This window comes from Rhodovulum tesquicola (assembly GCF_024128855.1).
GTDB lineage: Bacteria > Pseudomonadota > Alphaproteobacteria > Rhodobacterales > Rhodobacteraceae > Rhodovulum > Rhodovulum tesquicola.
Map to the genome: position 1 here is coordinate 294,209 of NZ_JAMYDV010000001.1, position 12,462 is coordinate 306,670.

General features: G+C 66.9%; 13 protein-coding genes. 4 read left to right on the forward strand and 9 right to left on the reverse strand.

Going from position 1 to position 12,462, the window contains the following annotated elements; translation table 11 throughout:
• Genes crtB through NHN26_RS01360 form a run of 4 tightly spaced genes read left to right on the forward strand, consistent with a single transcriptional unit; the run spans position 1 to position 2,729 of the window.
• The gene (gene crtB / locus NHN26_RS01345) at positions 1-1,056 is read left to right on the forward strand and encodes a 15-cis-phytoene synthase (protein WP_253087724.1); all 1,056 of its coding nucleotides are present in this window, start codon (positions 1-3) and stop codon (positions 1,054-1,056) included.
• Positions 1,057-1,061: 5 nt separating this feature from the next.
• The gene (gene tspO / locus NHN26_RS01350; RefSeq protein WP_243641943.1) at positions 1,062-1,547 is read left to right on the forward strand and encodes a tryptophan-rich sensory protein TspO; all 486 of its coding nucleotides are present in this window, start codon (positions 1,062-1,064) and stop codon (positions 1,545-1,547) included.
• 38 nt (positions 1,548-1,585) lie between these two features.
• Positions 1,586-2,038: a GAF domain-containing protein gene (locus NHN26_RS01355; protein ID WP_253087725.1), complete on the forward strand. Its 453-nt coding sequence runs from the start codon at positions 1,586-1,588 to the stop codon at positions 2,036-2,038.
• Between the two features lie 43 nt (positions 2,039-2,081).
• Positions 2,082-2,729 carry a pseudouridine synthase gene (locus NHN26_RS01360; protein ID WP_253087726.1) on the forward strand — a complete coding sequence of 216 codons (648 nt, stop codon included), beginning with the start codon at positions 2,082-2,084 and terminating at the stop codon, positions 2,727-2,729.
• 145 nt (positions 2,730-2,874) lie between these two features.
• On the opposite strand, the gene NHN26_RS01365 is transcribed toward NHN26_RS01360, so the two are convergent.
• The 9 genes from NHN26_RS01365 to serA all read right to left on the reverse strand — a co-directional run bounded on the left by NHN26_RS01365 (position 2,875) and on the right by serA (position 12,369).
• Positions 2,875-4,356 carry an aldehyde dehydrogenase family protein gene (locus NHN26_RS01365; protein ID WP_253087727.1) on the reverse strand — a complete coding sequence of 494 codons (1,482 nt, stop codon included), beginning with the start codon at positions 4,354-4,356 and terminating at the stop codon, positions 2,875-2,877.
• A 138-nt stretch (positions 4,357-4,494) separates the two neighbouring features.
• Positions 4,495-6,633, reverse strand: a complete 2,139-nt coding sequence (pnp, locus tag NHN26_RS01370) for a polyribonucleotide nucleotidyltransferase (protein WP_253087728.1) — start codon at positions 6,631-6,633, stop codon at positions 4,495-4,497.
• Positions 6,634-6,919: 286 nt separating this feature from the next.
• Positions 6,920-7,189 carry a 30S ribosomal protein S15 gene (rpsO, locus tag NHN26_RS01375; protein WP_132693510.1) on the reverse strand — a complete coding sequence of 90 codons (270 nt, stop codon included), beginning with the start codon at positions 7,187-7,189 and terminating at the stop codon, positions 6,920-6,922.
• A 135-nt stretch (positions 7,190-7,324) separates the two neighbouring features.
• On the reverse strand, positions 7,325-7,624 hold the full coding sequence (locus NHN26_RS01380; protein ID WP_253087729.1) for a DUF5665 domain-containing protein: 300 nt from the start codon (positions 7,622-7,624) through the stop codon (positions 7,325-7,327).
• A 73-nt stretch (positions 7,625-7,697) separates the two neighbouring features.
• Positions 7,698-8,255, reverse strand: a complete 558-nt coding sequence (locus tag NHN26_RS01385) for a hypothetical protein (RefSeq protein WP_253087730.1) — start codon at positions 8,253-8,255, stop codon at positions 7,698-7,700.
• Between the two features lie 244 nt (positions 8,256-8,499).
• On the reverse strand, positions 8,500-9,408 hold the full coding sequence (locus NHN26_RS01390) for an alpha/beta fold hydrolase (protein WP_253087731.1): 909 nt from the start codon (positions 9,406-9,408) through the stop codon (positions 8,500-8,502).
• 39 nt (positions 9,409-9,447) lie between these two features.
• Positions 9,448-9,954, reverse strand: coding sequence for a DUF1643 domain-containing protein (locus NHN26_RS01395; protein WP_253087732.1), 507 nt, complete (start codon positions 9,952-9,954; stop codon positions 9,448-9,450).
• Positions 9,951-10,694, reverse strand: coding sequence for a metallophosphoesterase (locus NHN26_RS01400; protein ID WP_253087956.1), 744 nt, complete (start codon positions 10,692-10,694; stop codon positions 9,951-9,953). Before NHN26_RS01400 ends, NHN26_RS01395 begins: the two co-directional genes overlap by 4 nt.
• Before the next feature lie 79 nt (positions 10,695-10,773).
• Entirely contained in the window at positions 10,774-12,369 is a 1,596-nt protein-coding gene (gene serA, locus NHN26_RS01405; protein ID WP_253087733.1) for a phosphoglycerate dehydrogenase, read from the reverse strand.
• Between the last annotated feature and the right edge of the window lie 93 nt (positions 12,370-12,462).

A 12,462-nucleotide genomic window follows, 5' to 3' on the forward strand; every position in this document is an offset into this window, starting at 1 on the left:
ATGATCGACCCCGCGGATCTTGCGCATTGCGAAGCCTCGATCCGGACGGGTTCGTATTCCTTCCACGCCGCGTCCCGGCTCTTGCCCGACCGCGTGCGCAACCCTGCGCTCGCGCTCTATGCCTTTTGCCGGATGACCGACGATTCGGTGGACCTGACGCAGGACAAGGCCGCCGCGGTGCTGACCCTGGGCGAACGGCTGGAGCTGATCTATCGCGGCACGCCGCGCAACGCGCCCGCCGACCGCGCCTTTGCCGCCGTGGTCGAGGAATTCCAGATGCCGCGCACCCTGCCCGAGGCGCTGCTGGAAGGCATGGCCTGGGACGCGATGGGCAAGCGCTATGCCACGCTGTCGGATGTCTATGCCTATTCCGCGCGGGTGGCGGCGGCGGTCGGCGTGATGATGACGGTGCTGATGCGCGTGCGCTGCCCGCATGCGCTGGCGCGCGCCTGCGATCTGGGCGTCGCGATGCAGTTGTCGAACATCTCGCGCGATGTGGGCGAGGATGCGCGCGAGGGGCGCTTCTACCTGCCGACCGACTGGATGGACGAGTTCGGCGTCGATCTGGATGCCTTCCTCGCCGATCCGCAGCCCATCAAGCCGATCCGCCGCATGGTCAAGCACCTGCTGTCCGACGCCACCCGGCTTTATTTCCGGTCCGAACCCGGCGTGGCCGAATTGCCCTTCGCCTGTCGGCCCGGCATCTATGCCGCGCGCCACATCTATTGCGGCATCGGGCGCGAGATCGCGCGGGCGGATTACGACAGCATCACCCGCCGCGCCTTTACCTCCAAGGGGCAGAAGATCGGCTGGCTGATCCTCTCCTCGATGCAGGCGGTGGCCGCCTCGGCCATGCCGCGCTCGGCGGTTCTGTATGGCAAGCCGCTTCCCGAATGCGCCTATCTCGTCGAGGCCGCAGCCGACCGCCTGCCCTCCGGCAACCCTTGGGGCGAGGGCCGCGCGGGCGAGGTCATCGCGGTGCTCGCCCAACTCAAGGCGCGCGAGGCAGCAAGGCACCGTGCCGCATTGGCCGAGGACCGAAAGCGCGCTATCTGACACGCATGATGATCGACTGGCCGCTCTTCGCCGTGTTCCTCGCAACCGCCTTCGCGGCGGGATCGACGGGCGCATTCTTTTCGCCGGGCCGCTGGTACGAGGCGCTGTCCAAACCCCCTTGGACGCCGCCCAACTGGCTGTTCCCGCTGGCCTGGTTCGTCCTCTACATCTCCATGGCCTATGCCGCGATGCGGATCGCGCTGTCGGGCCATCCGGAAATGGCCTTCGCACTGGCGATCTGGGGCCTGCAGATCGTGTTCAACACGCTCTGGTCGCCGATCTTCTTCGGCTTGCACCGCCTGTTCCCGGCGCTGATCGTGCTCTTCGGAATGTGGGCCTCGGTCCTGGCAATGGTCGTCGCCTTCTGGCGGATCGACCTCTTCGCCGGGCTTCTGGTCGCGCCCTATCTGGTCTGGACAAGCGTCGCCTTCGCGCTGAATTTCTCGATCTGGCGGCGCAACCCGGATGCCGCGCAGATGGCCGGGGCGTGACGGCGCCCGCCTGAACGCTAACAAACGGGGCAGGGCGGATGCGGATCGACTACGCCGAAATGGCCGCTCGGCTTGCCGCACTCACCGAGGGCGAAACCGATATCGTGGCGCTGATGGCCACCATGGCCTGCGAATTGCACCATGCCGATGACCGATTCGACTGGACCGGCTTCTACCGCCATGTCGGGAACGAAACGCTGAAGATCGGCCCCTACCAGGGCGGCCATGGCTGCCTGACGATCCCCTTCTCGCGCGGCGTCTGCGGGGCCGCGGCCCGCACCGGCCAGGTGCAGCTGGTGCCCGATGTCGACGCCTTTCCCGGCCATATCGCCTGCGCGGCGACGACGCGGTCGGAAATCGTGCTGCCCGTCTGGAACGCGCGTGGCGATCTTCTGGGCGTGCTCGACATCGACAGCAACCGGCCCGCCGCCTTCGATCAGGACGACGCCACGGGCCTTGCGGCGCTGCTGGCCCGGACCTTCGCCCGCTAAGCCCGGTTGCACGGCGGGCCTGAACCCGCTACCGCCCGGGCATATGAGCGAAGATTACGCCCCCCCCGATACCCCGCTCGAGGTGATCCACCTCGATCACGCGCTTCTTGTCGTGAACAAGCCGCATGGCCTGTTGTCGGTGCCGGGCAAGGGCGCGCATCTGGCCGATTGCCTGCTCTCGCGCGTTCAGGCCGCCTTTCCCGACGCGCTCCTGGTCCACCGGCTGGACCGCGACACTTCGGGCGTGGTGATCTTTGCCCTGACGCCCCAGGCCCAGCGCCATCTCGGCCTGCAATTCGAGAAGCGGCAGACCAAGAAGACCTATGTCGCGCGGCTCTGGGGCCTGCTCGAACCCAAGACCGGAACAGTCGATCTGCCGCTGATCGTCGACTGGCCGAACCGCCCGCTGCAGATGGTCGACCACGCGAATGGCAAGCAGGCGATCACCGACTGGCGCGTGCTGCGCCACGAGGGCGGAACGACCCGCGTGCGCCTGTTCCCCAGGACCGGGCGCAGCCACCAGCTTCGCGTCCACATGCGCGAGATCGGCCACCCGATCCTCGGCGATCCCTTCTATGCCGACGGTCCGGCGCGCGAGGCGCCAAGGATGATGCTGCATGCCGAGGAACTGCGCCTGCGCCATCCCGAGGGCGGACAGGGCATGGCGTTCCGCGCCGACTGCCCGTTCTGACCGGGCCGGCCCCGCGGGCCGGTGCTCCTGCGGCGGGCGGGTATTCCTGCCAGGAAGAAAACCCATGGGCTTCTTCTTGGTCCAAATACCCGAACCGCGCCCGCAAGGGCGCCAACAAAAAAGGCGTGCGCCGCAGGCGCTCGATTCAGCAGCAGTCGCAGCCGCCATGCCCGTGGGTATGGCAAGCGGCTTCCTCGTGCCAGCCGCTGACGGCCTTGACCTCGCAGAATTCCTCCAGCCCCCAGATGCCGCCCTCGCGTCCGTTGCCCGACCGTTTCACGCCGCCGAACGGACTGCCCACGCCGCGCGAGGCGCCGTTCATCTCGACCATGCCCGCGCGCAGGTGCCGGGCCAGCCGGTTGCAGCGCGCGCCGTCCTGGGACTGCACATAGTTGGTCAGCCCGTATTCGGTGTCATTGGCGATCGCGACCGCCTCCTCCTCGGTGTCGAAGGGGATGATCGACAGGACGGGGCCGAAGATCTCCTCGCGCGCGATGGTCATGGCGTCGGTCACATCGGCAAAGACCGTGGGCCGCACGAAATACCCCCGGTTGACGCCCTCGGGCCGTCCCGGCCCGCCCGCGACCAGCCGCGCGCCCTCGTCGATGCCGGTCTGGATCAGCGCCTGCACCTTGTCGAACTGCGCCGCGCTGACCAGCGGGCCGATATGGCGGCCCTCGCGGTCGGCCGGGCCGACCTCCATCGTTTCGGCGACGGCGCGGGCGGTTTCCACGGCCGCGTCATAGACCGCCCGCTCGACCAGCATCCGCGTCGGCGCGTTGCAGGACTGCCCGGTATTCTGGAAGCAATGCAGCACGCCGCGCTTTACCGCCGTGTCGTCGGCATCGGCAAAGATCAGGTTCGCGCCCTTGCCGCCCAGTTCCAGATGCACCCGCTTCAGCGTGTCGGCGGCGTTCTTCGAGATCGCGATGCCCGCCCGGGTCGAGCCGGTGAACGAGATCATGTCGATATCGGGATGGTCCGACAGCTGCGTGCCCACCCCCGGCCCGTCGCCGTTCACCAGGTTGAAGACACCCGGCGGCACGCCCGCCTCATTCAGGATCTCGGCAAAGATTACCGCCGAGAGCGGCGCGATTTCCGACGGTTTCAGAACCATCGTGCAGCCCGTGGCCAGCGCCGGGATCACCTTGAGCGTGATCTGGTTCATCGGCCAGTTCCAGGGCGTGATCATGCCCACGACCCCCACCGGATCCATCAGGATGCGGTCGCCGGGCGCGTGCGATCCCAGCGGGCGGTCGAACTCGAACATGTCCAGCGCGTGGATGAAGCCCTTGATATGCCAGGCCCCCGCCCCGACCTGGCTGGTGCGGGCAAAGTCGATGGGGGCGCCCATCTCGCGGCTCATCGCCTGCGCCAGATCCTCGGCGCGCGCCTTGTAGAGCCTGAGGATGCGCGCCAGCAGATCGCAACGCTCGGCCTTGGACGTTGCGGCCCAGCCCGGCTGCGCGGCGCGGGCGGCGGCCACGGCGGCGTCGGTATCGGCCTGCCCGCCCAGCGAGATCACCGCGAACGGCTCCTCGGTCGAGGGGTCGATCACCTCGCATGGCTGGCCCGCCCGCGGCGCCACCCAGGCCCCGTCGATATAGAAATTCCTGCGTTCGATCATGTCTTCCCCTCCGGCGCCTCCTTCCGGACCTTCTCCGGCCATCCGCCGGAAGGCAAGGGCATTTCCCCTTTGTCCATGGGCGCACGAAAAAGGCCCCGGACATCCGGGGCCTTCCGTTTCGACAGCGGAAAGGGTCGATTACTCCTCGACTTCTTCCTTCTCGCGCTTGAGTTCCTCGCCGGTCTCCTGGTCGACCATCTTCATCGACAGCCGCACCTTGCCGCGGTCGTCAAAGCCCAGCAGCTTGACCCAGACCTCCTGGCCTTCCTTCAGCTCATCGGACGGATGGTTCAGCCGCTTGCCGCAGATCTGGCTGACATGGACCAGCCCGTCGCGCTTGCCGAAGAAGTTCACGAAGGCGCCGAAATCGACCAGCTTGACGACCTTGCCCTTGTAGATCTTGCCCTCTTCCGGCTCGGCCACGATCGAATAGATCATGTCATAGGCCTTCTGGATCGCCTCACCATTGGGCGAGGCGATCTTGATGGTGCCGTCGTCGTTGATGTCGACCTTGGCGCCCGACATCTCGACGATCTCGCGGATCACCTTGCCGCCCGAGCCGATCACTTCGCGGATCTTGTCGGTCGGGATCTGCATGGTCTCGATCCGCGGCGCATGCACCGAGAATTCGCCAGCCGAGGTCAGCGCCTTGGACATCTCGCCCAGGATGTGCAACCGGCCCTCTTTCGCCTGGGCCAGCGCCTTTTCCATGATCTCGGGCGTGATGCCCGCGACCTTGATGTCCATCTGCAGCGAGGTGATACCCTTCTCGGTGCCCGCGACCTTGAAGTCCATGTCGCCCAGGTGATCCTCGTCGCCCAGGATATCGGTCAGCACCGCGAAGGATCCGTCCTCCTCCAGCACCAGGCCCATCGCGACGCCCGCCACCGGCGCCTTGAGCGGCACGCCCGCATCCATCATCGACAGCGACCCGCCGCAGACAGACGCCATCGAGGACGAGCCGTTCGATTCCGTGATCTCGGAGACAACGCGGATCGTGTAGGGAAAGTCGGTCGGCGCCGGCAGAACCGCCTGCAGCGCGCGCCAGGCCAGCTTGCCATGGCCGATCTCGCGCCGTCCGGGGGGACCGACGCGCCCGGCCTCGCCCACCGAATAGGGCGGGAAGTTGTAATGCAGCAGGAAGTTCGAGCGCGAATTGCCGTGCAGCGCGTCGATGATCTGTTCATCGTCGCCCGTGCCCAGCGTGGTCACGACCAGGCCCTGCGTCTCGCCGCGGGTGAACAGCGCCGAGCCATGGGTCCGGGGCAGAAGGCCCACCTCGCATTCGATCGGGCGCACCTTGTCCAGCGCGCGGCCGTCGATCCGGCGGCCGTGTTTCACCACGTCGCCGCGCAGCACCGCCGATTCCAGCTTCTTGATCGCCGCGTCGAGATTGGGATCCTCAAGCTGCTCTTCGCTCAGGCCTGCCTTGATATCCGCCTTGGCGGCGGCAAGGGCGGTGACACGCTCCTGCTTGTCGGTGATCGCATAGGCGGCACGCATCTTGTCTTCGCCCAGACCCTTCACGATCTCGTAAAGCGCCGAGTAATCCGGCGGCTGGAAGTCGAAGGGCTCCTTCGCGGCATCCTCGGCAAGGCTCACGATCAGGTCGATCACCGGCTTGATCTGCTCATGCGCGAAGGTCACCGCGCCCAGCATTTCGGCCTCGGTCAGTTCGTAGGCTTCGGATTCGACCATCATCACCGCGTCGCGGGTGCCGGCCACCACGAGGTCCAGCCGCTGGTCGGGATTGTTGCGCAGATCCTGCATGTCCTCGACTTCGGGGTTCAGGATGTATTCGCCATCCACGAAACCCACCCGGCAGCCCGCGATCGGCCCCATGAAGGGCACACCCGAAATCGTCAGCGCGGCCGAGGTCGCGATCATCGCCACGATGTCGGGATCGTTGACCAGATCGTGAGACAGCACCGTGCACATCACCAGCACTTCGTTCTTGAAGCCCGGCGCGAACAGCGGCCGGATCGGCCGGTCGATCAGCCGCGCGGTCAGCGTTTCCTTTTCCGAAGGACGCGCCTCGCGCTTGAAGAAGCCGCCGGGCACCTTGCCCGCCGCATAGTATTTTTCCTGGTAATGGACGGTCAGCGGAAAGAAATCCTGACCGGGCTTCGCCACCTTGGCGAAGGTCACGTTGGCCATGACGCTCGTCTCGCCCAGCGTGGCAATGACCGAGCCGTCGGCCTGACGGGCAACCTTGCCCGTTTCGAGGGTGAGGGTCTCTTGCCCCCACTGCATGCTTTTCGTCGTTACGTTGAACATCATCGTATCCTGTGTGGGAGCGCTCCCGGGCGTATCCCGGGTCTCCCGTTGAAATGGCGGCCCCATTGCCGCCGACCCCTTCCACCATCCCGAGCGCCGGGGTCCGGGCGCAACGTCTCAGATAGCGCGGGCCATACAGGTTTTTGACCCTGTTGGAAAGCTTTCAAAGCTTAACGATTCGCTCGCCTGGTCCCGCCCGTGGCATGGCCCTGCCGCAGTCGCGCCGTCGGAACGAAAAACGCCCGCCGATTGGGCGGGCGTTTCGGTCGATGCGGTCCGGGCCGGATCAGCGGCGGATGCCGAGGCGCTGGATCAGGTTCTGATAACGGGCCTCGTCCTTGCCCTTGACATAGTCCAGCAGCTTGCGGCGCTGGGCGACCATCATCAGAAGGCCACGACGCGAGTGGTTGTCCTTCTTGTGGGTCTTGAAATGCTCGGTGAGCGTGGCAATGCGGCTGGTCAGGATCGCGACCTGCACTTCGGGCGAACCGGTATCGCCTTCCTTGGTGGCGAATTCCTTGACCAGACGGGTCTTTTCTTCGGCGGTGATCGACATCGGGGCCTCCTATGCAAGGGATTGACGGCACAAGCCGGGATGTCGTCCAGCAGGGCCCTTGGAGAAATCCGTCCGGCGGGCGGAACGGATGCGGGCGTATAGGGGATTCCCCCTCGCCTTGTAAAGGGCCGGGTGTCAGGGGGCGGCGCTTTCCTGGATCTCCCGGGCGACCTGGCCCGCCCATTCGCCGATGACCGGGATGAAGTCGATCTGGCTGAGCGAATAGGCGATGATCGAGACCAGCGCGGTCGCACCGACGACCGTGCCAAAGCCCATCGCAAGCCCGCGCAGGAACTGCACCGCCAGGATCCGGCGCACCGAGCCGTGGATCACGAAGAAGCGTTGGCCGTTAAGGGCCTGCACCTCGCGCCGCAGGGCGGCCACCTCGCTGGCAAGGTCGGTATCCGGGCGGGGCGCTGGGGTCGGGTCAGGCATCGGGGCTCGCTGGCGGCTTCGGCGGGTGGGGTCAGCCTAGCCAAGGCGGCGGCCAGCGCCAAGCCCGGCGCCGTCAGGCTCCGGCGGCCAGCGCGGCAGGGAATTGCGCCGCCGGCACAAGGCTGACCATCGACAGGTCCAGACCGGCCCCGCCGCTGACCACGGCAAGCGGCATCCCGTCCAGCAGGATCGTCGCGTCTTCCGCCCCGGTATCCGAGGGGCCGACCGACAGCACCGGATCGGGATGCGCCTCGGCGTCGTAGACGACGAACAGCGCGTCCTCCGCCTCGTCATAGGTGTCGATCAGGGTGGGCGCGCCGCTGGTCATGGCCAGCCAGTCGTCAAGGCTCGACCCGGCGGATGCGGCGGCGTCATGCGCGCCTTCGGCCACCGCGTCGCAGGCGGCCTCATCCGCCAGATAATGTGCAAGATCGGCCTCGGATTCCGCGAGTTCATCCGTCGAGACCGCGTGACGCAGCAGATCCTCGAACCCGAAGCCGAAGGCCGGCGTCTCGCCGTCAGGCTCACCGGCTTCGTCATCGGGCGCGTCGTCCTCCGAGTCGAGGACACCGCCGAAATCGACGGTGGAACTGACCATCATCAGGCCCAGCAGAGTTGCAAAAGTAATCATCGTCCGATCCTTCGCAATTTCCTACTCGCCGCCCATCATGGACGCCACCCGTTTCGACCATACTCCTGGCAAGGCGGCGGCAGTAAGGCGGCGCGGTTAACTGGTAAACGGATCCGCGGCATTTCCCGCCCCATGCGGCCATCGCCGCGCATCGCCGCGTCCGACAGGGGGCGCAAGGCACTGAAACGGCGGGTTTTTCAGGCGTTCAACTTTCGCGTGTCATGGTTAATGCGGCTGCTTGGGCTCACCCGTCTCGGCCCCGCCCCTCGAAGAAGGGCAGAAAGCTGTCCAGAACCGCGCCGGGGTTCTCTTCCATCGCGAAATGCCCCGACCGGCATGCGGCGTCGCGCACATCGCCCGCCCAGGCGCGCCAGATCTCGGCGGGCCGCCCGGTGCGCGCGGGAAAGCCCGTCTCGGCCCATAGGAACATCACCGGCGCCGCGATGCGCGCGCCCGCCGCGCGGTCGGCCTCGTCGATGCGACGGTCGGTCGTGGCCCCCGCGCGGTAATCGGCGCACATCGCGGCGATCCGGGCGGGGTCGGCGGCCTGCCTGCGATAGGCCGCCAGTGCGGCGGGCGGGAACACGTCCAGAGATTTCGCCAGCGTCCAGCTTGCCAGCGTGTGCTCGACATAGCCCACGGGATCGGCGCCGATCATCCGCTCGGGCCAGGGCGCGGGCTGGGCAAGGAAGGTCCAGTGATAGGCCCTGAGCGCCAGATCGGCATTCCACGCAGCCCAGAAATCGCCCGTCGGCACGATCTCGATGATCCCCAGCCGGTCCACCCGCTCCGGCGCGTCCAGCGCCAGCCGATAGGCCACCCGCGCGCCCCGGTCATGGCCCAGCAGATGCGCCCGGCCGATCCCCAGCGCATCCATCAGCCCGGTGATGTCGCGCGCCATCTCGCGCTTGGAATAGACATTGTGGGCCACGTCATCAGGCGGCGCGTCGCTGTCGCCATAGCCGCGCAGGTCGGGCACGATCACATGGAACCGCTCGGCCAGCGCGGGCGCCACGTTCAGCCAGCACATGTGGTTCTGCGGATAGCCATGCAGCAGGATCAGCGGCGCGCCCCGCCCCGCCCGATGCACCGACAGCGTGATGCCGTTGGTGGCGATCCGTTCGCATGTGAAACCCGGCAGGTCCGATGTCATGGCGCGCCCTCCCGGGCGCAGCCTAGGACCGGGCCGCCGTCACGTCCACAACTCCGGTTGCTGCGCATAACCGATGTAAAGCGGGTGTTTCGGCTGGCCGTCCCTTGTCAGCCCCAGATGGAACAGCGGCCGCCCGGTCGCGCGCAACAACCGCTCGACCGCCCGGCCGCGGTCCAGATGCGCGCCATGGCTGCCCCAGGCGCAAACGATCCGGTCGGCCCAGGGCGCGCTGTCGCGGATCGCGGCATCGTTTGCCGGGCCGATGGGGTCGGCGGCGGCGCGCATCACCCTGGGGTCGGTGGCCCGGAAGGCAAAGATGTTGGTCACCCGGAACGCGCCGAAGCCCAGCGCGCGGGCGCGCCGCTCGCAGCGTTCCACGGTCGGGTCGTTCTGCAGCTCGGTCGCGGTCGAGGGGTTCAGCATCACGAACAGCGCCTTCGGCCCGGCCGGATCCCAGATGCGGGTCAAGAGGTAGCGATAGGTTTCGCAGGGGGAATAGACCGCCTCGGACGCGGCATCGCCCTTCTGGTGGGTGCGGGTTATCACCGGCCGGCCCGTGGCGTGACTGGCAGGCGGCCTTCGGGGGTCAGCAGGAAGACCTCGCGCCCCTCGATCACCACTGCCGAGACCGGCCCGCCATAGCCCGCGCCGGTATCCAGATCGACGCGGTTGCCGAAATGCGTGACGCGGTCGACGGGGGTATGGCCATGCACGACCAGCACGCCATGGTCGCGCGGGTCGTCCAGGAACTCGCCCCGGATCCAGATCAGATCGTCCTCGACCTGATCCTCAAGCGGCACGCCGGGACGGATGCCCGCATGGCAGAAGAACACCTCGCCCCGCCGATGGAAGGGCAAGAGCGAGTCCAGCAACGCCTTGTGACTGTCGGGCACCGCGCGCACCGCCGCGGCGTGCAGGGCGGCGCGGTCGGGATGCATCCCCGTCTCGACCCCGTAGGAGGTCAGCGTCTCGCGCCCGCCGACGCTGGGCAAAAGCCAGTCCAGATCGGGCCGCGCCGGTTCGGGCGGACAGCCAGGGCGCAGGAAATACTGCATGAAGCGGTCGTGATTGCCGCGCAACAGGATCCACGGCTCGCCCGCCGCAAGCCCCTGCACCAGATGCTCCAGCACGCCGCGGCAATTGGGGCCGCGGTCGACATAATCGCCCAGATGCACCACCGGTGCCGCATCGTCGCCCACCCGCGCCCGGTCGGCCGCGATCAGCGCATGGGCCGCCTCAAGCCGGACAAGCTGGCCGTGAATGTCGCCGATGGCATAGCTGCGCAGCATGTCGGGGCCTTCCGGAAAGGGAAAAGGGGCCCGTCGCATATCCCGCGACGGGCCCCCTTTGTCAAACCGGCCGCTTTCAGCCGACCTCGAATTCCAGCGGGCGGACCTGCTGGAACAGGCCCGTGGCCTTCAACTCGTCCACCACCACCTGCGGGATCGGGTCGTCGAGGTAAAGGATCGCGATGGCGTTCTCGCCCGGCCCGGTGCGGCCCAGCGTGAAGTTCGCGATGTTCACGCCATGGGCGCCCATCGTGGCGCCCAGCGCGCCGATGATGCCGGGCACGTCCTTGTTGGTGGTGTAAAGCATGTGCTCGCCGATCTCGGCGTCGATATTGATGCCCTTGATCTGGATGAAGCGCGGCTTGCCATCCGAGAACACGGTGCCCGCGATCGAGCGTTCGCGCTTCTCGGTCACCACGGTCAACTTGATGTAGCCGTCGAACACGCCCGACTTGCCCTGAGTCGTGGTGGACACGGCGATGCCGCGTTCCTTGGCGACGATGGGGGCCGAGACCATGTTGATCGACGGGTTCGCCTCCTTCAGCACACCGGCGATGGCGGCGCAGTTCAGGGCCTCGATGTTCATCCCGGCGGCAAGACCGTCATGCAGGATGTTGATCGCCTTGATCGGCTCGTCGGTCATCTGACCGGCAAAGCTGCCCAGATGGCCCGCCAGTGCGATCCACGGCCCCATCACCTTGGCTTCCTCGGCGGTGATGGACGGCATGTTGATCGCGTTGGTCACCGCACCCGTCAGCAGATAGTCCGCCATCTGCTCGGCCACCTGAAGCGCCACGTTTTCCTGCGCCTCGGTGGTGGACGCGCCCAGATGCGGCGTGCAGACCACGTTGGGCAGGTTGAACAGCACGTTCTCCTTGGCCGGCTCCTCGGCGAAGACGTCGAAGGCCGCGCCCGCGACATGGCCCGATTTCAGCATCTCGGCCAGCGCCGCCTCGTCGACCAGCCCGCCGCGGGCGCAGTTGACGATGCGCACGCCCTTCCTGGTCTTGGCCAGGTTCTCGCGCGACAGGATGTTCGCCGTCTTCTCGGTCATCGGAACGTGCAGGGTGATGAAATCCGCCCGGTGCAGCAGCTCGTCCAGCTCGACCTTGTGCACGCCCAGCTTGTCGGCGCGTTCCTCGGACAGGAACGGGTCATAGGCCAGCACCTTCATCTTCAGCCCGATGGCCCGGTCGGCCACGATCGAGCCGATATTGCCGCAGCCGATCAGGCCCAGCGTCTTGGCGGTCAGTTCGACGCCCATGAAGCGGGACTTTTCCCACTTGCCCGCATGGGTCGAGGCGTTGGCCTCGGGGATCTGGCGGGCGACCGCCATCATCATGGAAATCGCGTGTTCCGCTGTGGTGATCGAGTTGCCGAAAGGCGTGTTCATCACGATCACGCCCTTCTTGGACGCGGCGTGGATGTCCACATTGTCCACCCCGATCCCGGCGCGCCCGATGACCTTGAGGTTGGTGGCGGCCTCCAGCACCTTTTCGGTGACCTTGGTGGCCGAGCGGATGGCCAGCCCGTCATACTGGCCGATGGCCGCGATCAGCGCATCCTTGTCCTTGCCCAGTTCGGGGCGGAAATCGACCTCGATCCCGTGGTCACGGAAGATCTGGACAGCGGTTTCGGACAGCGCGTCGGAAACGAGAACCTTGGGAGCCATTTTCGTGGTCCTTTGCAGAATGTCTGGGGAAAGAGGGTGGGGGTGCCCCCACCCTTCAATGCGGTCTGTAGGGTGGGTGAAACCCACCGTCCC